Genomic DNA, 22,592 nt, shown 5'->3' with positions numbered 1-22,592 from the left:
CGACGCGTCAAACGATTTTGCGAGACGAGGCGTAACGCCTTGATTCGACAGGGCCGCGCTACTGTGCATGGGGTTGTTTTCGATGCGTTGGGGCAGACTGGCCGGCAGGCAGGCGCGAGGTGGAACCTTCCCGTCACCGGCGCGTTGTCTTGCCATGACTGAAGACCTTTCCTTCCGACGCAAACCCCTGACACCCGAACAGCGCCAGGCGCGCGATGCGGCTCGCCGGATCGAGGCCGAGAAGGCCATGCGCGACCATGAGGAGGCGCAGAAGGCGTTTTACGCCAATCGCGAGCGGCTAAAGGCCGAGCGGCTGGCACGCGAGGCGGCCGCAGCAAAGGCCTGAGGGCCCTGAGCTCCTCGCGGCAGCTTGACGGCGCCCGTCTTCAGTCGGAAGATTTGGTTATGGTGCAAATGGAGCTGCCCATGACCACGTTCGACAAGCGCGAGCAGGGTTTCGAGGCCAAATTCGCCCATGACGAAGAGCTCATGTTCAAGGCCGCGGCCCGGTCGAACAAGCTGCTCGGACTGTGGGCCGCCGGCGAGCTGGGGCTCAGCGGCGATGCCGCCGCGGGCTACGCGACGAAGCTGGTGACCGACAGTCTGACGATGGACGAGACCCTGAACCAGGTCACGAGCGATCTCGCCGCGAAGGGCATTTCGCGCGAGCAGGTCGCGCAGAAGATTCAGGAGTGCCTGCACCAGGCGCTGGCGCAGCTCGAAGCCACATCGCGCCAGGCTTGATACCGATCGCCGCGTCACTCCTCCTGGTGCTTGCGCGTGGACGTATCGCTGAACCTGTCGACGAAGGCGATCCCGATCGCCGAGGCGACGAAGGTGATGTGGATCAGCACCTGCCACATCACGCCATTCTCGGTGAGGCTGGCGCGGCTCGAGCCGAGGTTGCCCGCCTCAATGAAGGTGCGCAGCAGCGCGATCGAGGAGATGCCGATGATCGCCATCGCGAGCTTGATCTTGAGCACGCTGGCGTTGACGTGGCCGAGCCATTCCGGCTCGTCGGGATGGCCCTGGAGGTCGAGGCGGGAGACGAAAGTCTCGTAGCCGCCGACGATCACCATCACCAGCAGGTTGGAGATCATCACGACGTCGATCAGGGCCAGCACGCTCATCATGATCTCCTGCTCGGTGAGATCGAGCGCATGCGATGCGAGGTGCCAGAGCTCCTTCAGGAACAGCACGATGTAGACGCATTGCGCCACGATCAGCCCGAGATAGAGCGGCAGTTGCAGCCAGCGCGACCCGAAGATGATCATCGGCAACAGGCCGAGGCGCGGCGAGGGCGGGCGGGGGCCGGTCGTCGTTTCAGGCTCTACCGACATGCAAGGTCCGATGATGGAAGTGACGCTGGTTTCCATGTACCCCGCCACGATGGCCGGAGGAAGACGTCGCGCCGCTTCGCCTTCTGGAGCCCGCGTCGTCTCATGCTATCGTTCCGGATTGACGGCGGCGATGCTTGGGAGGCAGACAGTGCTGCGCAGCGGCTTTGGCCAACAGCTCGGAAGGATCGCGCTTGCAAGCGCGGTGATCATAGGTGCCGGCAAGGCCGCAGAGGTGAGGGCGACGCCCCTGACGCCATTTCGCTATGAGGAGCAAGCCCAGCGCCATTGCCCCGGCGACAAGGTGGTGTGGCTGGATTTCAGGAAGGGCGTCTATTACCGCAAGGCACAGAAGCTGTATGGCCAGGGGTTTGACGGCAGCTTCGTCTGCCTGGGTGAAGCGCGCGACAGCCTCTATCGCAGCTCTCCCTTGGGCTTGCGCTGAGAGGCAAGCGCGTGGCGGGCTATTTGCGGCTCGGCAGGGTCACCGGGACGTGCGCAGCGGTGCTGATGACCCGTGGGCTTCCGTCCGGGTAGCTCCGGCTGCCGCGGATCAGCGATTCCAGAACCAGCATGAATTTCTCGGCTAGCATGTTCGTCGCCTTGCTCGGTGGTGGCCTCTCGAAATTTGGTCGAGGCGCCGAACACGAAAATTCAATCAACTAAAAGCGAGCGGGGTTATCCCGCATGCTGCAATGGCGCAGCGATCTGAAAATGTGAAAGGGTGGTTGGAGGATTAGCCGAAGGCCAGCGCCACGAGGCTCGAGCAGAGCAGGACCAGACCGCCTGCGGTCAATGCCAGAAAGCCATCGGATACGAGGTCATGTTTGCGCATGGGACACCTGCTGCTCTCGTCCTCGATGCTCGACCGGATTTGTTAAAATTGTCCGAACGTGCCGCTGTGAAGAGGTGATGCAATGTCGGGCGCGCGAGTGCCTTCAGGCCCTCGTGCGGTAGCCTTCAAACGCATGGGCCAGGAAAATCCCCGCGCTTACCAGACCCATCAGTGCCGAAACCGTCTCGATCATCGTTAAATTCCAATCCCGCCCCTGCACGCGAGAAGACGCGGGCGACCTTGCACAGTCAAAAGAATTCCGCTGAAGCCAGCGATATCGGGGGTGGAGTGAGCTTTTGGCGCAACAGCTTGTGCGGGACTGGCACAGACGAGCCGGTGCCGTGGCCCTCGCGCCCCGTAGATCAACGGAGAATTGCGAACGTCCTGTTTACCATGCCGGTGCGTACGTCGTGGGCTCCCCATTTCCGCCGTGTTCGGGTTGCGTTATCGTTACCGTCTCCGGGACGGTGGTGGGCCGCTCGGAGCTTTGAGGTCCGGAGGGTACCCCCGCAGCAAAGCGGGTTAGGTTCGTCTCCGGCGAAATGGTATTTGGGGCGAATGGGGATCCGACGGTCAGATTCGGTGGTGCGGGCCGCGCGGTGCGTTGCGGTGGTCGGCTCCTGCCTAGCGCTCGCCAATTGCGCCTCGTCCAACAAGTTCGCCAGCCGGGTCGATCCCAAATACGGCGTGTCGTCGAGCCCGCGGGTCGTCGGCTGGGGCGAGCCCGTGCCCAAGGGCGGCGGCACTTATCGCGTCGGCAAACCCTATGTGGTGGCGGGCCGGACCTACGTGCCGGAGGAGGATGTCAACTACCGGGCCGAGGGCATGGCGTCCTGGTACGGCGATGATTTCCACGGCCGCCTGACCGCCAATGGCGAGGTCTTCGACATGGGCTCGCTGACTGCGGCCCATCCGACCCTACCAATGCCGTCCTATGCGCGGGTGACCAATCTCTCCAACGGCAAGTCGCTGATCGTTCGCGTCAACGACCGTGGTCCTTATCACGGCAATCGCCTCATCGACGTCTCGAACAAAGCCGCCGAACTCCTTGAATTCAAAGGCAATGGCGTCGCCAAGGTCCGCGTCGAATATGTCGGCCGGGCGCCGCTGGAAGGCTCGGATGACCGCCAGCTGATGGCGACCCTGCGCACCGGTGTGCCGGCGCCGTCACCCTCGATGGTCCGGGTCGCGTCGGCGCGGCCGTTCGTGCCGGAGCTGCCCTCGTCGAACCGCGGTGCCTTCAGAGGCGAAGTCCCGATGCCGGAAGGGCGGCCCTACAGCTTGGGCAATACTTCAGCGGACGTTGCCTCGATCAATGCGACCTCGGAGATGTCGGCCTCGAGCCGCAGCCGCGGCCGGGCACTCCAGAATGTCCGCCAGGTGTCCTACGACGAGGAGGGCCGCTATGCCTCCGATAACGGTCGTTCCGCCTCAGACGACGGCGCAGCCGAGGCCCGCAGCATCCTGACCGGCCGCGGCCTGTATTGATCGTCGATTGCGCGGTGCTGCCTAGGCTGACGATGCTTCGCGCAGGAATCTGACCAGCGCGGCGTTGACTTCGTCGGGCCGCTCCTGCTGCACCCAATGTCCGGCGCCCTCGATGATCAGCTTTCGCGTGAGGTTGGGCAACACGCGCTCCAGCTCGTTGACGCGCTTGGCGCCGATCAGGCCCGTGATGACGGCATCCTGCGCGCCGGCGATGAAGAGCGAGGGTTGGTGGATCTGCGCGTCCTGCCAGGGCGCGGTCAGCTCCCAATTGCGGTCGATGTTGCGATACCAGTTCAGCCCGCCGCGGAAGCCGGACTTGCGGAAGTTTTCAGTGAAATGGGCAAGATCGTCTTCGCTGAGCCACGGCGGTAGCGGCTCGTCAGCGCTCGCATGGTCGAGAAAGCCCTTACCCTCCTGCACGAACATTGCGGCGTCAGGATCGGCAAGACCGCGCCCGCCCAGCAGGGTCCGCATGGTGCGGGCGACGTCCTGCTCAAACTCTGCCTCGGCGACACCAGGCGCCTGGAAATACTGCCAGTAGAAATTGGTGATGCCGCCCTGGCGCAGCAGCTCGAGCGGCCGGCCGCGTCCGCGGAACGGTGGCGGCACGCTCAGGCCTGCGACGGCCGTGAAGATGTCAGGACGAAACAGAGCCGCATGCCAGGCGACCGGAGCGCCCCAATCGTGGCCGACCACCATTGCCTTGGTCTTGCCGAGTGCCTGGACCAGGCCGACGACGTCGCCCACCAGGTTGAAGATCGAATAGGCGGCAGCGTCCGGCGGCGCCGCGCTTTGGCCGAAGCCGCGCATGTCGGGGGCCACGACGTGAAAGCCGGCGGCCGCCAGCGCCGAGATCTGATGTCGCCACGAATATGATAGTTCCGGCCAGCCATGGCACAGCACCACCAGCGGTCCCTGGCCGGCGGCTTCGCGGATGAAGAGGTCGATCCCGTTGGCCTTGATCACACGAGTCGTGGACATCGCTTTTCCGCCTTGTTTCAGGGATTTGGTCAGGAAAGATGAGGTGCCACGATAGGGATGCGGCGAGAATCGTGCAATCTCGGCGCAGGCACCGTTCCTCGTGTTGTTCGCGCCGGTTCCGTTTGTTAGAACGCCGCTCTCAGGGCTTCGCCATGGCATTTCGTTTCATCCCGCTCCGCCACATCAGGTTCACAGCCGGAGTGCTGGCGCGCGGGCTGGTCGCGGCGGCGCTTGCCGTCAGCCTCAGCTGGGGTGGGGTGCTCTACGCCGCCAACCAGAGCGTCCAGGGCGCCAAGAAGGCCGAAGATACCGGCTTCGACGGCGACGCCCCCACGGCGATCCTGATCGAGGCCTCCAGCGGCAGTGTGCTGTTCGAGAAGAACGCCGATGAGCTGCGTGCGCCCTCCAGCATGATGAAGCTCATGACCGCGGAGGTCGTGTTCAACGCGATCAAGAAAGGCGACGTCAAGCTGACCGACGAATACCGGATCAGCGAGAATGCCTGGCGCAGGGGCGGGGCCCCTTCCGGCACCTCGACCATGTTTGCGGCCATCAACAGCAAGGTCTCGGTCGACGATCTCCTGCACGGCGCGATCATCCAGAGCGGTAACGACGCCTGCATCGCGCTCGCCGAAGGCATCGCCGGCAACGAGAAGATCTTTGCCACGGACTTCATGACCAAGCGCGCCCGGGAGCTCGGCCTGACCAAGTCGACCTTTGCCAATTCCAACGGCTTGCCCGACCCTGGCAACAAGATGACGGTACGTGAGCTCGGCATGCTCGCGCGTCACATCATCCTGGACTTCCCGGAGTTCTACAAACTGTTCGGCGAGAAGGAGTTCACCTGGAACAAGATCAGGCAACCCAACCGCAATCCCTTGCTCAATTCGATGGAAGGCGCTGACGGCCTCAAGACGGGTTACACCAAGGAAGGCGGCTATGGCATGGTCGGCTCGGCGGTGCAGAACGGCACGCGGTTGATCGTCGTCGTCAACGGGCTTGAAGATATCGAGGATCGTGCCACTGAAGCCAAGAAGATGCTGGAATGGGGCTTTCGCAATTTCGAGAGTCGGACTCTGATCGCGGCCGACCAGCCCGTCGGCTACGCCAAGGTTTTTGGCGGCGAGAGCCGCTCGGTGAAGCTCCTCGCGAAAGAGCCGGTGAAGGTGATGGTGCACAAGAGCGGCGGCGACAAGCTGATCGCGCGTATCGTCTATAGCGGTCCCGTGCGCGCACCGGTCAAGGAGGGCCAGCAGGTCGGAGTGGTCAGGGTCTGGCGCAGCGGCAATATCGCGGTGGAGACACCGGTCTATGCGGCCGAAGCGATCGGCACCGGCTCGACCATGCGGCGCGCGATCGACGGCGCCAGCGAGCTCGTGATCGGTATGTTCCGCGCAGGCGCCGAGAAGCTCTGACCATGAGTGAGACCACGGGACAGCGGCCGTCCGGACGCGGGCGCTTCATCACCTTTGAAGGCGGCGAGGGGACCGGCAAGTCCACCCAGATCAAGAAGCTCGCTGAACGTCTCAGCGCGGCCAGACTGCGGATCCTGGTCACGCGCGAGCCCGGCGGCTCGCCGGGCGCCGAAATCATGCGTCATCTGGTGTTGTCGGGGATGGGCAAGCTACTCGGGCCCGAAGCCGAGACGCTGCTATTCGCGGCCGCGCGCGACGACCATGTCCGCACGATGATCGAGCCCGCGCTCAAACAAGGTGTCTGGGTTCTGTGCGACCGCTTCGCCGACTCGACGCGAGCCTATCAAGGCAGCCTCGGCAGCGTGCCTGCCGGACTGATCAACGCGATGCAGCGGGTCACGATCGGTGATCTCAAACCTGATCTCACCATCATCCTCGATCTGCCGGTCGAGATCGGCTTGGCGCGTGCAGCAGCGCGGCGCGGCAGCGGAACGCCTGACAGGTTCGAGAGCGAAAAGCTCGCCTTCCACCAGGGCCTGCGTGAGGCCTATCGCAAGATTGGCGCAGACGATCCCGCGCGTTGCGTCCTGATCGACGCCAATTCCGATCCTGACACGGTCGCCGGCCGCGTCTGGACAGCGCTGTGCGAACGCCTGCTGCCGACGCCGGCCTCGGTGATCTCGGCATGAGCCCGCGTCAGGCCGAGCGCGAGAGCGCGATCCCGCATCCCCGCGAGACCAGCCTTCTGTTCGGCCATCGCGAGGCCGAGATGGCGCTTTTGACGGCCTATCGCAGCGGGCGCATCCCGCATGCCTGGCTGATCGGCGGTCCTCGAGGCATCGGCAAGGCAACGCTGGCCTATCGCATGGCGCGCTTTGTGCTCGCTCACGGCCAGCCGCTGGCGGCGGCCGTGCAGTCCGCCGAAGACCTCGCCATCGATCCTGATCACGCTGTGGCGCGACAGGTCGCGGCCGGCTCTCATGGCGGCTTGCTGACGCTGGAGCGCACCGCCAACGACCGTGGCGTGATGCGCACGGTCATCACGGTCGACGAGACCCGCGAGACGATCGCGTTCTTCGGCTCGACGGCTGCAGCGGAGGGTTGGCGCGTCTGCATCGTCGATACCGTCGATGAGCTCAATCCCAATGCTGCGAACGCGCTGCTCAAGATCCTCGAGGAGCCGCCGCAGCGATCGCTGTTCCTGTTGGTGAGCCACGCGCCGGCGCGCGTGCTCGCCACCATCCAGTCGCGTTGCCGCAAGCTGCGTTTGCGAGCACTGACAACCGACCAGGTCCTTGGCGCAGCAGCTGCGGCCGCCGGCATCGCGCCGACCGATTTGGCATTGCGCGAGGCAGCGGAGGCCTCCGAGGGCAGCGTCTCACGCGCGCTGACGCTACTCGGCGGCGACGCGCTGAAGCTCCAGCAGCGCACGGCGGCGATGCTGGCGCGGCTGCCGGAGGTCGATCCGCGTGATCTGCACACGCTTGGCGAATCCCTTGGCACCAGCGATCGCGTGGCGCTTGCCGCCTTCGTCGACGGCGTCGATCGCTGGATCGCGGATCGCCTGCATGAAGACGAAGCCAATGCCAATCAGAACCTGCCGCGCCTTGCGCGCTTGAGCGAGGTATGGGAAAAGATCGTCCGCGCCGCGCGCGACACCGAAACCTACAATCTGGAGCGAAAGCCCTTGGTTTTCTCGGTGTTCGGCTGGCTGGCGGACGCAACGCGCTAGGCGCAGTTCGTTTCCAAATTTCGAGAAGCCGGTAAAGGAATTCGTCGTGGCAACACGCGCTAAGAAAGCCGCCAAGGCCAAGAGCAGCAAGAAGACCGCAAAGAGGCCCACTAAGAAGGCCGCGAAAAAGGCTGTGAAAGCGCAGGCGCGCAAGGCCGCCAAGAAGGTCAGGAAGACCCCAAAGCCCGCTGCCAAGAAGGGCATGAAGAGCGCGTCAAAAACGGCGAAGAAGGCGGGCAAGAAAGCTGCCAAGAAGCAGGTTGCCAAGAAGGCCGTGACCAAGAAAGTCGCGTCCAAGAAGGCCGCCAAAAAGCCCGCCAAGGCTCTGGCCAAGAAGGCAGGGGTGAGCGCCCCCGCCGTGGTTGCCGCGCCGGCTCCCGTCGCGGCGCCGCCGAAGGCCGTGAGCCCTAAAGAGTCAAAGCCCAAGGCGCCGAACCGCGTGGCCGCAGCGCCAGGAAAAGTGCCCGCTGCCGCCCCCGCGCGCGACAACGTCTTCTACATCTCGACCGCCATTGCCTATCCCAACGGCAGCCCGCATATCGGCCACGCCTATGAGGCGATCTCAGCCGACGTGCTGGCGCGCTTCGCCCGGCTCGACGGCAAGGATGTGTTCTTCCTGACTGGCACTGACGAGCACGGCCAGAAGATGGTTCAGACTGCGCAGAACGAGGGCTTGTCCCCGTCCGCACTCGCGACCCGCAATGCCAACCGCTTCAAGGAGATGGACCAGCGGCTGAACGTCTCGTTCGACCGCTTCATTCGCACCACCGAGGAACAGCACCATCGCTCGAGCCAGGAGATCTGGCGGCGCATGGAAGCGAATGGCGACATCTACGCCGACACCTATTCGGGCTGGTACTCCGTGCGTGACGAGGCCTATTACGCCGAGGACGAGACGCGCCTGAACGAGGATGGTGTACGCCTGGGACCGCAGGGCACGCCGGTCGAATGGGTTGAGGAGAAGAGCTATTTCTTCCGCCTGTCGGCCTATCAGGACAAGCTGCTGAAGCTCTACGCGGACCATCCTGAATTCATCGGCCCGGACTCGCGCAAGAACGAGGTGGTGAGCTTCGTGAGAGGCGGCCTGCGCGATCTCTCGATCTCGCGCACCACTTTCGATTGGGGCGTGAAGGTGCCGAGCGACGATGCGCATGTGATGTATGTCTGGGTCGACGCGCTGACCAACTACATCACTGGCGTCGGCTTCCCCGACGAAAGCGACAAGAACTGGCGCTACTGGCCGGCCGACGTGCACATCATCGGCAAGGACATTATCCGCTTTCACGCCGTGTACTGGCCGGCATTCCTGATGTCGGCAGGCATTGCGCTGCCAAAGCGGGTTTATGCGCACGGCTTCCTGTTCAACAGGGGCGAGAAGATGTCGAAGTCGGTCGGCAACGTTGTCGACCCCTTCAATCTCGCCGACCAGTACGGCGTCGACCAGATGCGCTATTTCTTCCTGCGCGAGGTCTCCTATGGCCAGGATGGCAACTACAACCATGAAGCCATCGTTGCACGCATCAATGCCGATCTCGCCAACGATCTCGGCAACCTCGCGCAGCGCTCGCTGTCGATGATCGCCAAGCAGCTCGGCGGCGTGCTGCCGGAGCCCGGCGAGTTCAGCGATAACGACAAGGCGATCCTGGCGATGGCCGACGGCATGATCGCCGCCTCGCGCGAGGCGATGGCGACACAGCAGATCCATCACTGGCTCAATGCCGTGTGGGCCGTGGTCGCGGAAGCCAACCGTTATTTCGCGGGCGAGGCACCGTGGGCGCTCGCCAAGACTGATCCTGTCAGGCAGAAGACGGTGCTCTATGTCACCGCCGAGGTCGTGCGCCAGATCGCGATCCTGGCCCAGCCGGCGATGCCGACCGCATCAGGATTGCTGCTCGACAGCCTCGGCATCCCCGCAGCTGAGCGCAATTTCGCGATGCTCGGCGGCGAGAAGCGGATCGCGCCCGGCACGACGCTGCCAGCGCCGACGCCGGCGTTCCCCCGCTACATCGAGCCGGCGGCTTAGTTTCAAGCAATCTTTTGGTGATGCGATTCGGAAACCGGATCGCGTCACCACGAAGCGGTTGCGGGGTATCAAGACCTGCCAACCATCGAGCGCGGGCCCAAAATCGGTATCGAGATAGGTAACACCGCCCTGCGACCCTCGTCAGGCGTGGGGTGCGATTCGCGTCATTGACCTAGATCAATGCAAGTGAAACGCAGGTCTCTGCTTCTCATACGAGATGAAGAAGCAACAGACCGACTTGCGTCGCGCGATGGGTGACGCATCCATCGCGATGGTGACGCCTGTCAGTGAGAGGTCCGCAGCTTTTGCGGCTCCTGCCGTGCTCCAAGGGAGACGGTCAGTTTGCGTCGTTTGCCTGGGAGTGGCTATGAGAGCCGCATGGTAGGTGGGATTTGAGTCATTCGGATACCCGGGACGATGGCGAGGCCTATGGAACCCTCAAAACCCCGTTGTGGCCCAGACTGCAACAGCGACTGCGCGCCCTGAATTTCGGCAAGGCGTCCGCACATCGGGCCAAGGCAGCAGCCGATTTGCACGCGAGCGAAGCTAGATTCAGAGGCGTCCTCGCGGCAAGTCCGGACGCGGTCCTGATGGTCAACAACGCAGGCGTGATCGAGTTCGCCAGCGATCGCGTCTTGGACATTTTTGGGTACGCCCCTGAAGAACTCGTGGACAAGCCCGTCAGCATACTGATCCCGGAGCGATTTCGCGGCGCACATTCACCCCATTTGAGCACCTATTTCGCGCAACCGAAGACCCGCATGATGGGCGGTGGTCTTTCGCTATGGGGACGCCGCAAGGATGGGACGGAATTCCCTGCCGAGATCAGTCTCAGCCCAGTTGCGATGGCTGATCGTTCCGCCGCGATCGCCGCGGTGAGGGACGTTTCGGCTCGCAGGGCGCTCGAGGCTCGTCAGCAAAAGGCAGTTGAAGACCTGCGAGAAAGCGAGGAGCGACTAAGATATTTCATCAAGTACGCTCCAGCTGCGATTGCGATACTCGACAAAGACCTGTGCTACCTCGTTTACAGTGACCGTTGGCTTGCTGATTACGGCCTCGTCGGCCGGGATTTGTACGGGCTGTCACATTATGAGGTGTTTCCCGAGATCCCGGATCGCTGGCGCATTATTCATCGCCGCGCGCTTGCCGGCGAGACGCTTCATGCCGAAGAGGACTCGTTCACGAGGGTCGACGGACGCGTGCAATGGCTGCGCTGGGAGGTGCGACCATGGTTCGACACCCTTGGCAATATTGGTGGCGTTGCCTTCCTGACCGAGGACATCACGGATCGCAAGCGGATGGAGGCGCAGCTGCTGCAAGCGCAGAAAATGCAGGCAATCGGGCAGTTGACAGGCGGTGTCGCCCACGACTTCAACAATCTGCTGACGGTCATTCTCGGCAATGTGGAGGTCATGCTGGACGAGATGAAGAGCGACGATCCGCATCGCAAGCTGGCCGAGCCAATTCTTGCTGCCGCTGAACGCGGCGCAGGTTTGACACAGCTGATGCTGGCTTTTGCCCGCCGCCAGGCACTCGAGCCGATCGTTTTTGATCTGAATGAAGTGGTGTCGCACATGAACGCGCTGCTACGGCGCACCATTGGCGAGAATGTCGAAGTCGATCTTCGGCTGACGAAATCGTTGTGGGCCGTGACTGCCGATATCCGTCAGATGGAGACCGCAATCCTCAACATTGTTCTGAATGCGCGCGATGCGATGCCCGAGGGAGGTAAACTGACGATCGAGACCAGTAATGTCGAACTATCGGACGACTACGCTGCAAGCAGCGTGGAGGTCGCTCCGGGCCAATATGTCATGATCGCCTTGTCTGATACGGGGAGCGGAATTGCGCCCGACATACTCGATCGCATCTTCGAGCCTTTCTTCACAACCAAACCAGTCGGCAAGGGAACGGGCCTGGGGCTGAGCATGGTGCACGGCTTCGTCAAGCAGACCGGCGGCCATATCCAGATTTACAGCGAGGTCGGGCACGGCACCTGCGTGAAGATATTTCTGCCGCGTGCCAAAGCCGATGCGACCAATGCCGTTCAACCGGCCTGTGCTCCTGCGGCCCCCGCGACGGGCGCTGAGTCGATCCTCGTCGTAGAAGACGATCCTCACGTGCGGATGTTTGCGGTTCAGCAATTGCGTCACCTGGGATACAGGGTGACCGAGGCCAGCGATGGACCTTCGGCGCTGCAGGAGATCTCGCGATCCGGTGCTCCTGATCTGTTGTTCACGGACGTCGTAATGCCTGGCGGCATGACCGGAAGGCAACTCGCAGAGCGGGTGAGGCAGACGGCTCCCGGCATCAGGGTCTTGTACACGTCGGGCTATACCGAGAACTCGATCGTCCATCATGGCCGGCTCGATCCCGGGGTGCACCTGCTTCAAAAGCCGTACAAGCGCGACAAGCTCGCGCAAAAGGTGCGTGAAGTTTTGGACCTCTGATCGCGCGGCTACGCACATTTGGACGTGCCCCGGAACCGACTGCATGAGCGAATTGTCGGTCCCGTTGACGTTCCCACACGCTTCCCCTACCTGTGAACAGCGGCCTCGGCCGACCTCAGGCCTATGGAAAGCGATACCCGGAAATGCTGGTTGATAGTCACTGCCATCTGGATTTCCCGGACTTCGCGGAGGATATCGACGGGATCGTGTCGCGTGCCCGCGCGGCCGGGATTGGCCGCATGGTCACGATCTCGACGCGGGTGCGAAAGCTTGATCAGCTTCTCGCCATCGCCGAGCGTTTTGATGACGTGTATTGCTCGGTCGGCACCCATCCGCACAACGCGGATGAGGAAGACGGCATCTCGCCGGACGAGCTGATTGCGCTGACACGGCATCCCAAGTTGGTCGCGCTGGGCGAAGCCGGGCTCGACTATTTCTACGACGACGGCTCGCCGGAGGCGCAGGCGAGGGGCTTTCGTGCCCATATCGCCGCCGCGCGCACGACCGGCCTGCCGCTGGTGATCCATACCCGCGAGGCGGACGAGGACTGCGCGCGCATCCTGGAGGAGGAGACGGCAAAGGGATCGTTTCGCGCCGTGCTGCATTGTTACACGGGCGGGCGCGAGCTGGCGCTAAAGGCGGTGTCGCTCGGGCTCTATATCGGCTTCACGGGCATCGTGACCTTCAAGAAGTCGGATAGTCTGCGCGCGCTTGCAGCCGAATTGCCGTCCGACCGTATTCTGGTTGAAACAGACTCGCCCTACCTTGCGCCGGGCAAGTTCCGGGGCAAGCGCAACGAACCGGCCTATGTCGTCGAGGTCGCGAAGGTGCTCGCCGAAACGCGCGGCGTGTCGCTCGACGAGATTTCACGCCAGACCACCGACAATTTCTTCCGCCTGTTCTCCAAGGTGAAAGCTTGAGGTTCTGAGCCGCATGACGCTGACGTTGACGATACTTGGCTGCGGCTCCTCGGCCGGTGTGCCGCGTCCAGCCCTCGGCTGGGGCGCATGCGATCCCACCAACCCCAAGAACCGCCGCCGCCGCTGCTCGTTGCTGGTCGAACGGACCTCACATCACGGCACCACCCGCATCGTGATCGATACCTCGCCGGACCTGCGCGAGCAGTTGATCTCGACCGATGTCGATCACATCGACGCGGTGTTCCTGACGCATGAACATGCCGATCAGACCCACGGCATGGACGATCTGCGTCCGGTCGTGATGCACATGCGCAAGCGCATTCCGGTCTATTTCAATCAGTCGACCGCAAAAGACATCATGGCGCGGTTCTCCTACTGCTTCATCGCGCCGGAGGGCAGCGATTATCCGCCGATCCTCGTCAGGCATTCGATCGAGGCCGGCGGAAGCCAGACCATCGTCGGCAAGGGTGGCGCGGTGACCATGACCGCCTTCCTGGTCCAGCACGGCAACATTCCCGCGCTCGGCTACCGCATCGGCAACGCGGCCTACACGCCCGACCTGAATGACATCCCGCGCGAGAGTTTTGGCGCACTGGAGAATCTCGACCTCTGGATCGTCGATGGCCTGCGCTACACCCAGCATGTCAGCCATTTCAGCATCAACGACGCTTTGTCGTGGATCGATCGCTTCAAGCCGAAGCGCGCCGTCATCACCAACATGACGGCGGACGTCGATTACGAGGTGATCCGGCAATCGCTCCCCGCTGGCGTCGTGCCGGCTTTTGACGGGCTGCGGCTGGAAACGCTTTGAACCTGCGGTAGAAATTCCGCCACCCGCGGGCATACTCCTTGCTTGCATCGGCTGCATCATGTTGATCTAACGTCTGAAAGACAGGGCGTTGGGCAAGGGTGATATTCAGACAGATCAACGGCGGGAACGCGTGATCGCCGGATCGGCTGAATTGTCTCGTGTGAGAATGGAGATTGCGTGGCAGGGGACGACGTAACGGCTGGGGGATCGGTGCGCCGCGCTCTGGATCTCCTTTATCTCGGGGCGGGCTACGCCGCTGGCGTATTCCTGGTTGCGATCTTTGCAATCATGATGGCCATGTCGGTCGGGCGGCAATTTGCGATCAACGTTCCTGCCGGCGATGATTTCGCGTCCTGGTGCATGGCCGCAATGGCCTTCCTCGGCCTTGCGCATACATTCAAGCGCGGAGAGATGATCCGCGTCGGCCTGTTACTCGAGCATCTGCATGGGCGGACCAAGCAGATCGCGGAGATCGTGGCGCTAGTTATCGCCACCGCGTTCATCCTTTATTTCACCCGCTATGCCGTGCAGATGACCTACGATTCCTGGCGCTTCAACGACCTGGCGCAGGGCGTGGTCGCGCTTCCGCTCTGGATTCCGCAGCTCGGTTTCTCCGGCGGACTTGCGATCATGTCGATCGCACTGGTCGACGAATTGATCAGCGTCGTCAGCGGCAACCGGCCGAGCTTCGAGAAGGGCTCGCCGGATGAGACGCCGGAAGAGTTCGTCGAACGCATCTCGCAGGGCGGCGGAGGTTGACCATGGCCAATCTCGGCATGATCGAGCTATCGTTCATCCTGCTCGGCGTCATGATCCTGCTGCTGGGAAGCGGCGTCTGGATCGCGGTTTCGCTTGGCCTCGTCGGCTTCGTGGCGATGGCGCTGACGACCAGCCTGCCGCTCGGCGCAGTGCTTGCCACCACCACCTGGAGCGCCAGCTCGTCGTGGACGCTGGCAGCGCTACCGCTGTTCATCTGGATGGGCGAGATCCTGTTTCGCACCAAACTGTCGGAAGAAATGTTTCGGGGGCTCTCCCCCTGGGTTCAGTGGCTGCCGGGGCGTCTGACCCATGTCAACGTGATCGGATGCGGCATCTTCGCTGCCGTGTCGGGTTCGTCGGCGGCGACCTGCGCGACGATCGGCAAGATCGCGCTGCCCGAGCTCGACAAGCGCGGCTACGACAAGGGCCTGAGCCTCGGTTCGCTGGCAGGAGCGGGCACGCTCGGCCTCCTGATCCCGCCCTCGATCCCAATGGTGGTCTATGCGGTCACGGCAAACGTCTCCGTGCTGCAGGTGTTCCTCGGCGGATTTCTGCCGGGTGTGCTCGTGATGCTGCTCTATTCGGGCTACATCATCATCTGGTCGCTGCTCAATCCCAAGAAGGTGCCGCCGCGCGATCCGCCGATGCCATTCCGGCAGAAGCTGCGGGAATCGGCGAAGCTTGCGCCCTGCATGCTGCTGATCCTGGCAGTCTTCCTTTCGCTCGTGCTGGGCTTCGCGACGGCCACGGAATGCGCGGCATGGGGCGTCACGGGCGCCTTGCTGCTGGCGTGGTGGAGCGGCACGCTGACCCGCAGGAATTTCCTCGAGAGCATCATGAGCGCGACGCGCCTGACCTGCATGATCATGCTGATCCTGGCAGGCGCCGCTTATACTACGGCCGCGATGGCCTATACGGGCATTCCGGCCGCGCTTGCCACCTGGGTCCAGGGGCAGCAACTCACGCCGACCATGCTCGCGCTGTATCTGAGCATCATGTACATCATCCTCGGCTGCCTGATCGATGGCATCTCGATGATCGTTCTGACCGCCGTCATCGTGCTGCCGATGGTCAAGCAGGCCGGGCTCGACCTGGTCTGGTTCGGCGTCTATCTCATCATTCACGTCGAGATGGCCCAGATCACGCCGCCGGTCGGATTCAATCTCTTCGTGCTCCAGAACATGAGCGGCCGCGACACTTTCACCGTTGCCCGCGCGGCGTTTCCGTTCTTTGTCCTGCTTCTGGCCGCCGTGTTCATCATCACGGAGTATCCGCAGATCGTGATGCTCCTGCCCAAGCTCGCTTTCCCAGATTGATTGCAACCGGTTTCAAATTGACCGTAAGGAGAAGTCCGATGATGTCTCGCTTATTCCGCGCATCCTTGATCGCGGGCCTCGTGGCCGCTGCGACACCTGCTCTGGCCCAAACCAAATGGAATTTGCCGGCAGCATATCCTGCGGATAACCCGCACTCCGAAAACCTGATCGCTTTCGCCAAGGACGTCGAAGCCGCCACGTCCGGAAAGCTACAGATCACGGTCCATCCCGGCGCTTCGCTGTTCAAGGCTCCCGACATCAAGCGCGCGGTAGTGACCGGGCAGGCGCAAATGGGCGAAGTGCTGCTCTCGATCCACGAGAACGAGGATCCGCTGTTCGGCATCGACGTCGTGCCGTTCTTGGCGACCAGCTTCCCCGACGCGATGAAGCTTTATCAGGCCTCCAAGCCTGCGATCACCAAGAAGCTCGATGCGCAGGGGCTCAAGCTGCTATTCGCCGTGCCCTGGGCGCCCCAGGGCGTCTATGCCAACAAGCCGCTCGCCACGATCGAAGACATGAAGGGCCTGAAATGGCGCGCCTACAATGTCGGAACAGCGCGCATCGGCGAGCTGGTCGGCGCGCAGTCAGTCACGATCCAGGCGGCCGAGCTGCCGCAGGCGCTCGCCACCGGCGTGGTTAATTCCTTCATGTCGTCAGGCGGCACCGGCTACGACGCAAAGGCCTGGGAGTCGCTGAAGTATTTCTACGACGTGCAGGCCTGGATTCCCAAGGACTACACCTTCGTCAACAAGGCCGCGTTCGAGGCGCTCGACAAGCCGACCCAGGAGGCCATCCTCAAGGCGGCGGCAACGGCGGAGACCCGCGGCTGGAAAGCCTGGCAGGACAAGAGCACCTGGTACATCGACCAGCTCAAGGCGAAGGGCATGACCGTCGAGCCGCCGAGCCCCGCGCTGAAAGCCGGCTTCCAGAAGATTGGCGAACAGCTCGCCGCCGACTGGCTCAAGAAGGCCGGCGCCGATGGTCAGGCGGTCGTCGACGCCTACAAGAAGATGTGAGGCCGACGAGGTCCTCCGCCCGCCGCCTTCTGTTGTGCGGGCGGACGCGTGCGCGGCCGGCTCAGCTCGAGATCGCCTTGACTGATCCAACCTCGTTGCGCAGCAGGAATTTCTGGATCTTTCCCGTGGAAGTCTTCGGGATCGGTCCGAACACGACGGCCTTGGGCGTCTTGAAGCCGCTCATATGCGCGCGGCAGAAGGCGATGATCTCGGCCTCGCTGGCGCTCGCGCCGTCCTTGAGTTCGACAAAGGCGCAGGGCACCTCGCCCCATTTCGGATCGGGTTTTGCGACCACGGCCGCGAACAGCACGGCCGGGTGCTTGTAGAGGATGTCCTCGACCTCGACGGATGAAATGTTCTCGCCGCCCGATATGATGATGTCCTTGGAGCGGTCCTTGATGGTGACGTAGCCGTGCTCGTCGAGCACGCCGAGATCGCCGGTGTGAAACCAGCCGCCTTCGAAGGCTTCCTTGGTCGCCTTCTCGTTCTTGAGATAGCCCTTCATCACGATATTGCCGCGGAACATGACCTCGCCGATGGTCTCGCTGTCGCGCGGCACCGGCTGCATCGTCTGCGGATTGATGACAGTGACGCCTTCCTCGAGCGGGTAGGGCACGCCCTGCCGGCGCTTCATCTTGGCGCGCTCGGCCGGCGGAAGCTCGTCCCAGCCGGGCTGCTCGGCGCAAACGGAGGCGGGGCCGTAAACCTCGGTCAGGCCGTACACATGCGTGAGCCGGATGCCGATGTTTTCGGCGCCTTCGAGCACCGCAACCGGCGGTGCGGCACCTGCGATGAGGCCGACGACACGGCGGGCTGCGTTACCCTTAGGCGCATCGGGCGCGTTGATCAGCGTATTGTACACGATCGGCGCGCCGCACATGTGGGTGACGCCGTGCTGCCTGATCAACTCGAAGATCTTCGTCGGCTCGACCTTTCGCAGGCAGACATTGATGCCGGCGGCCGCCGCAAGCGTCCAGGGGAAGCACCAGCCGTTGCAGTGGAACATCGGCAGGGTCCAGAGATAGACCGGATGCTGGCCGAGATTGCCGGCGAGAATGTTGCTGACGGCATTCAGATACGCGCCGCGATGATGGGTGACGACGCCCTTGGGATTGCCCGTGGTGCCCGAGGTGTAGCTCAGCGCGATCGCGTCCCATTCGTCGCTTGGAAGGATCGCCGCGAAATCCGGATCGCCTTGGGAGAGGGCGGTCTCGTACTCGATCTCACCGATGCGTTTGCCGCCCTTGAAGGCGGCATCGTCGACGTCGATCACGAACGGCTTCGATCCCGTCATCCGTGCCAGCGCATCGGTGATCACGTCTGAAAATTCAGGATCGACCAGAATGATCTTTGCGCCGCCATGGTCGAGCTGAAATGCGATCGAAGGCGCATCGAGGCGGATGTTGAGTGCGTTGAGCACCGCACCGGTCATGGGCACTGCGAAATGCACCTCGTTCATCGCCGGGATGTTCGGCAGCATCGCAGCGACCGTGTCTCCAACGCCGATGCCCTTGCTGGCGAGATAGGAAGCGAACCGCTTGCCGCGCTCATGCGTTTGGCGCCACGTGAAGCTGCGGCCCTCATAGACCGTGCCGACGTGATCGGGATAGACGGCGGCGCTGCGCGCGAGAAAGCTCAGCGGCGACAGCGGCACGTAATTGGCCGCGTTCTTATCGAGGCCGATATTGTATTGGTTCTGCCGATCACTCATCGACCCCCTCCTTGGCGCCGCGCGTTACAGGAATCCGATCGAGATCCAGGGGAATACCGCGACGACGATCAATCCGACCAGCAGCGCCAGCAGATAACCCCAGATCGGCCTCATGCCCTCGGCCGGCTCGACACGTCCGATGGCGCAGGCGGCATAGTAACCGACGCCGAATGGCGGAGCGAATAGCCCGATACCCATCGCCAGAATGATGATCATGGCATAGTGCACCTCGTGCACGCCGACGGCGCGGGCAATCGGAAACAGCAGCGGCCCGAACAGCACGATCGCAGGAATGCCCTCCAGCACGCTGCCAAGGATGGTGAAGGCCAGGATGGACACGGCGATAAAGGTCGCAGCTCCCCCTGGCAATCCGGTCATGGCTGTAGCCAGCGAGCGTGAGAAGCCTGATTGCGTCAGGCCCCAGGCCATGCCGGTGGCCGTGCCGATGATCAGCAGGATCGCACCCGACAGCGCCGCCGTCTCGACCAGCATCGGAAACAGCCGCGACCAGTCGAACCGGCGGTAGATGATCAGTCCGACGAGGCCGCCATAGACGATGCCGATGGTGGAGACTTCGGTGGCGGTCGCAATGCCTTCGACCACGGCGTAGCGGATCACGAAGGGCAGCGCGAGCGCGGGCAGGGCGACGACGAAGGTCTTGCCGATCTCGGACGCGGTGGCGCGGCGAACATGGCTCATGTCCTCGTGGCGATAGCGCCACCACACCAGCGTGCACAGCGTGAGTGCGAGCACGACGCCCGGCAGCAGGCCGCCGGTGAAGAGGGCGGCGATCGAGACGCCGGTGACCGAGCCGATCGTGATCAGCACCAGGCTCGGCGGAATGGTTTCAGTCTGGGCGCCCGTGGCCGCGAGCAGGGCGACGAGATCGCCGGGCTTGGCACCGCGCTGCTTCATCTCCGGGAACAGCACGGGCGCGACCGCGGCCATGTCGGCGGCCTTAGCGCCGGAGATGCCGGAGACCAGGTACATGGCGCCGACCAGCACATAATGCAGCCCGCCGCGGACATGGCCGAGCAGGCTCGCCAGGAACGCCACCATGGCCCGGGCCATGCCGGTCATCTCGATCAGCAGCCCCAGAAACACGAAGAGCGGCACGGATAGCAGGATGAGATGACTCATGCCTTCGTCCATCCGTCCGACCAGCACCATGACCGGCGTATGCGTGGTCAGCGCCAGATAGCCGAAGATCGCAAGGCCAAAGCCGAACGCAATGGGAACGCCGGCGAAGACGCAAAAGCCGGCGACGCCGACGAAGAAGATGAGGAGGTTGAGATTGCCCAGCGGGCGCAGATACGGCTGTGCCAGCCAGAACAGCCCGACCACGAGAGCGACCGACAGCGCGGCCGTCAGCACCTTCAGGTAGTCGGCCGCTCGCACGAGACGCAGCAACGCGAATGCCGCCATCAGGCAGAGCCCGACCGGCAGCGCGACGGCACGCCACATGTTCGATATCTGGAGCGCCGGCGTCGTGATGAAGCTCTCTTCATACGCGTAGTCGTAGGCCGGCCAGACGATCATCGCGAGGAACGCCAGCGCGGCAGAGACCGCCACCAGATCGAGCCAGGCCCGCATCGCAGGGCTCGCGCTGGCGACGATCGCGGTCATGCGCATGTGCTCGGAGCGGCGGAACGCCACCGCCGCGCCGAGCATGGCCAGCCACAGGAACAGGATCGAGGCAAGCTCGTCCGACCAGATCAGTGGCCGGTGCAAGCCGTAGCGCGCGACCACGCCGGCGAACAGGATCACGATCTCGGCGACGACCAGGATCGCGGCGGGGATCTCGACGACGAGGCCGAGAATGCGCTCCAGCGAGGTCAGCCAAGAGCGCCGGCGAGGGGACTGGACAGCCGCCTCGCCCACCATTTCGGTCACTTGAACCTCGACCTGAGCCATGACGGCCCCAACGCGTTACGACAGCTTGCCGACGGCCTTTTCAAGCAGCTCCCAGGCCTGCTCACCGTACTTGCCCTTCCATTCGGCATAGAAGCCGGCGGAGCGCAGCTTGTCGCGGAATGGCGCGACCGTGGGCTGGTTGAAAGTCAGACCCTTGCCCGCGAGCTCCTGCTGGAGATTGGCGTTCAGCTTGGCGGTATCCTCGCGCTCCTTGACGGCGGCGGCGTTGATGTTCTTGGCGACGATGGTGCGGATGTCCTCGGGCAGCGCGCTCCAGGCTCTGCGGTTAGCCAGGAACCAGAAGCCGTCCCACATGTGGTTGGTCAGCGAGCAGTACTTCTGCACCTCGTAGAGCTTTGCCGTCGAGATGATCGCCAGCGGGTTCTCCTGGCCCTCGACGATCTTGGTCTGCAGCGCGGAGTAAACCTCGGCGAAATTGATGGAGGCGGGCGCGGCGTCGAACGCCTTGAACATCGAGGTCCACAGCGGCGACACCGGCACGCGGATCTTGAAACCCTTGAAATCATCAGGGCCGTTGATCGGCTTGGTCGATGACGTGGTCTGGCGGAAGCCGTTGTCCCAGATCTTGTCCATGACCTCGAGGCCGGCCTTCTTGATTTCGCCGCGGACATAGGCGCCGAGGTCGCCATCCATGGCCTTCCAGACCGTGTCGTAGTCCGGGAACGCGAAGCCGATGCCATTGATCGACGCGGCCGGCACCAGGGTCGACAGGATTAGGCCGGACAGCGTGAAGAACTCGACGCCGCCTGAGCGGATCTGGCTCAGCATGTCGGTGTCGGAACCGAGCTGGTTGTTCGGAAAGATCTGGAGGTCGAACTTGCCGCCGGTCTCGCTCTTGATCGCCGCGGCCATCTCCTTGGCGCGGGCGTTCATCGGGTGCGAGTCAGGCAGGTTGTTGGCGTATTTGTAGGAGAACTCGGCGGCCTGAGCCCGGGCCACATAGGGCGCGCTGACCCCGCCAAAAACGGCGGTCGCGGCGCTGGCCTTGAGAAGCGTGCGGCGGGAAAAACGCGTTGAAAAGACCATGGGTCTGCTTCCTCGGAAGTTTGTTCTTGTTGTGAGACGCAAACCTATACGGACGTCAGGTCAGCAGTCATCTGCGATCTCGCGGAGCTCGCTTATTGCAGCCGGACAAGGTCGCGGCAATATCGGCTTTCGGTGTGACCAGCCGCGATGGAAAACGCGAAAACAACCCCATGCACAGTAGCCGTCAAGCACGGGAGCGATCGGGGATGGCCGGCCCGAAATCGACGCTGGAGCAAAGGCGGCGTGTCAGCAATCCGATCTAAATAACTGATCTAATTCGATATAAATATATTCCATAATATACCTTATGCGAATTATGGATTTGGGTGTGCGGGGATGACCTAGACCCTGAGCCGCTCGGCCAGCCGCGCATCCCCTTGCCACATCTGTTGCCGCATCGGCGCGTGGTGACACACCCAACAGCAAGGCACGGGACCGGATGGCGCACCGCAGCCCAGGCTGATCGAGGTGATGTCCGCGACGAGACACCAAGAGCGCTGCTGGTTGATCCCGTGGCGCTGACGCGGTTGGCCGGCGTTCGATTCGGCCGCGCGTTGCTGACGCCAACGAGCCGCGTTCGGCTCGCGGTCTAAAGCGGGATGGGGTTAGTCTGAATCGACTTGGGATTGAACGAAGCCGCTACCGCGGCGTGAGAGGCAAGGTGGCGTAGATCGCCTCCTGGCTGAGAGGATGTGGGTGTTGGAGCCCACCCCCTTAGCCAGGAGTATCGAGATGGCCGATTTGAGCCCTCTTCGCCGCCGCATGATCGAAGACATGACGGTGTGGCGGCTGGCGAACGCGATCGACCCGAGGTGGCGCGGCGGCGAGCCCAGTGGA

General features: G+C 63.2%; 19 protein-coding genes. 14 read left to right on the top strand and 5 right to left on the bottom strand.

The genetic code is table 11. The features are described 5' to 3' along the window. The first annotated feature begins 154 nt into the window (after positions 1-154). Together Q0687_RS25670 and Q0687_RS25665 are read left to right on the top strand one after the other, a co-directional pair. Positions 155-346 carry a hypothetical protein gene (locus tag Q0687_RS25670; protein ID WP_298883169.1) on the top strand — a complete coding sequence of 64 codons (192 nt, stop codon included), beginning with the start codon at positions 155-157 and terminating at the stop codon, positions 344-346. 80 nt (positions 347-426) lie between these two features. Further along, positions 427-744: a DUF1476 domain-containing protein gene (locus Q0687_RS25665; RefSeq protein WP_298883166.1), complete on the top strand. Its 318-nt coding sequence runs from the start codon at positions 427-429 to the stop codon at positions 742-744. 14 nt (positions 745-758) lie between these two features. Here the strand turns inward: Q0687_RS25665 and Q0687_RS25660 are convergent, their stop codons facing one another. Further along, on the bottom strand, positions 759-1,340 hold the full coding sequence (locus Q0687_RS25660) for a TIGR00645 family protein (protein ID WP_298883164.1): 582 nt from the start codon (positions 1,338-1,340) through the stop codon (positions 759-761). 148 nt (positions 1,341-1,488) lie between these two features. Between Q0687_RS25660 and Q0687_RS25655 the strand changes: the two genes are divergently transcribed. Then, positions 1,489-1,782 (top strand): hypothetical protein, encoded by a 294-nt coding sequence (locus tag Q0687_RS25655; protein ID WP_298883256.1) that lies wholly within the window; start codon positions 1,489-1,491, stop codon positions 1,780-1,782. Positions 1,783-2,730: 948 nt separating this feature from the next. Further along, positions 2,731-3,660, top strand: a complete 930-nt coding sequence (locus Q0687_RS25650) for a septal ring lytic transglycosylase RlpA family protein (RefSeq protein ID WP_298883161.1) — start codon at positions 2,731-2,733, stop codon at positions 3,658-3,660. A 21-nt stretch (positions 3,661-3,681) separates the two neighbouring features. Here the strand turns inward: Q0687_RS25650 and Q0687_RS25645 are convergent, their stop codons facing one another. Beyond that, positions 3,682-4,641, bottom strand: coding sequence for an alpha/beta hydrolase (locus Q0687_RS25645; protein ID WP_298883158.1), 960 nt, complete (start codon positions 4,639-4,641; stop codon positions 3,682-3,684). 152 nt (positions 4,642-4,793) lie between these two features. On the opposite strand from Q0687_RS25645, the gene Q0687_RS25640 reads away from it, so the two are divergent. From Q0687_RS25640 to Q0687_RS25595, 10 genes are all read left to right on the top strand, one after another. Then, entirely contained in the window at positions 4,794-6,056 is a 1,263-nt protein-coding gene (locus tag Q0687_RS25640) for a D-alanyl-D-alanine carboxypeptidase family protein (protein WP_298883155.1), read from the top strand. A 2-nt stretch (positions 6,057-6,058) separates the two neighbouring features. Beyond that, positions 6,059-6,745 (top strand): dTMP kinase, encoded by a 687-nt coding sequence (gene tmk / locus Q0687_RS25635; RefSeq protein WP_298883152.1) that lies wholly within the window; start codon positions 6,059-6,061, stop codon positions 6,743-6,745. Continuing rightward, positions 6,742-7,788, top strand: a complete 1,047-nt coding sequence (locus tag Q0687_RS25630; protein WP_298883254.1) for a DNA polymerase III subunit delta' — start codon at positions 6,742-6,744, stop codon at positions 7,786-7,788. Before tmk ends, Q0687_RS25630 begins: the two co-directional genes overlap by 4 nt. 46 nt (positions 7,789-7,834) lie before the next feature. Next, on the top strand, positions 7,835-9,811 hold the full coding sequence (gene metG, locus Q0687_RS25625; RefSeq protein ID WP_298883149.1) for a methionine--tRNA ligase: 1,977 nt from the start codon (positions 7,835-7,837) through the stop codon (positions 9,809-9,811). 392 nt (positions 9,812-10,203) lie between these two features. After that, positions 10,204-12,261, top strand: a complete 2,058-nt coding sequence (locus Q0687_RS25620; protein ID WP_363323990.1) for a PAS domain S-box protein — start codon at positions 10,204-10,206, stop codon at positions 12,259-12,261. Positions 12,262-12,404: 143 nt separating this feature from the next. Next, positions 12,405-13,181, top strand: coding sequence for a TatD family hydrolase (locus tag Q0687_RS25615; protein WP_298883146.1), 777 nt, complete (start codon positions 12,405-12,407; stop codon positions 13,179-13,181). A 13-nt stretch (positions 13,182-13,194) separates the two neighbouring features. Beyond that, on the top strand, positions 13,195-13,992 hold the full coding sequence (locus tag Q0687_RS25610; RefSeq protein ID WP_298883143.1) for an MBL fold metallo-hydrolase: 798 nt from the start codon (positions 13,195-13,197) through the stop codon (positions 13,990-13,992). A gap of 177 nt (positions 13,993-14,169) precedes the next feature. Then, positions 14,170-14,751 carry a TRAP transporter small permease gene (locus tag Q0687_RS25605; RefSeq protein ID WP_298883140.1) on the top strand — a complete coding sequence of 194 codons (582 nt, stop codon included), beginning with the start codon at positions 14,170-14,172 and terminating at the stop codon, positions 14,749-14,751. A 2-nt stretch (positions 14,752-14,753) separates the two neighbouring features. Beyond that, positions 14,754-16,067 carry a TRAP transporter large permease subunit gene (locus Q0687_RS25600; protein ID WP_298883137.1) on the top strand — a complete coding sequence of 438 codons (1,314 nt, stop codon included), beginning with the start codon at positions 14,754-14,756 and terminating at the stop codon, positions 16,065-16,067. A gap of 38 nt (positions 16,068-16,105) precedes the next feature. Continuing rightward, positions 16,106-17,083 carry a TRAP transporter substrate-binding protein gene (locus Q0687_RS25595; RefSeq protein ID WP_298883135.1) on the top strand — a complete coding sequence of 326 codons (978 nt, stop codon included), beginning with the start codon at positions 16,106-16,108 and terminating at the stop codon, positions 17,081-17,083. 61 nt (positions 17,084-17,144) lie between these two features. On the opposite strand, the gene Q0687_RS25590 is transcribed toward Q0687_RS25595, so the two are convergent. The 3 genes from Q0687_RS25590 to Q0687_RS25580 are packed head-to-tail and all read right to left on the bottom strand — an operon-like array spanning position 17,145 to position 21,755. Next, positions 17,145-18,794 (bottom strand): acyl-CoA synthetase, encoded by a 1,650-nt coding sequence (locus tag Q0687_RS25590; RefSeq protein WP_298883133.1) that lies wholly within the window; start codon positions 18,792-18,794, stop codon positions 17,145-17,147. 24 nt (positions 18,795-18,818) lie between these two features. Beyond that, a complete protein-coding gene (locus tag Q0687_RS25585) occupies positions 18,819-20,708 on the bottom strand; it encodes a TRAP transporter large permease subunit (protein WP_298883130.1) in 1,890 nt (629 codons plus the stop codon). 15 nt (positions 20,709-20,723) lie between these two features. Further along, a complete protein-coding gene (locus Q0687_RS25580) occupies positions 20,724-21,755 on the bottom strand; it encodes a TRAP transporter substrate-binding protein (protein ID WP_298883127.1) in 1,032 nt (343 codons plus the stop codon). Positions 21,756-22,592: the final 837 nt, after the last annotated feature.

It is taken from the genome of uncultured Bradyrhizobium sp. (genome assembly GCF_936928535.1).
In the GTDB taxonomy this organism is placed as follows: domain Bacteria; phylum Pseudomonadota; class Alphaproteobacteria; order Rhizobiales; family Xanthobacteraceae; genus Bradyrhizobium.
The sequence above is the reverse complement of the archived record's forward strand: the minus strand, read 5'-3'. Positions and strand labels throughout refer to the sequence as shown.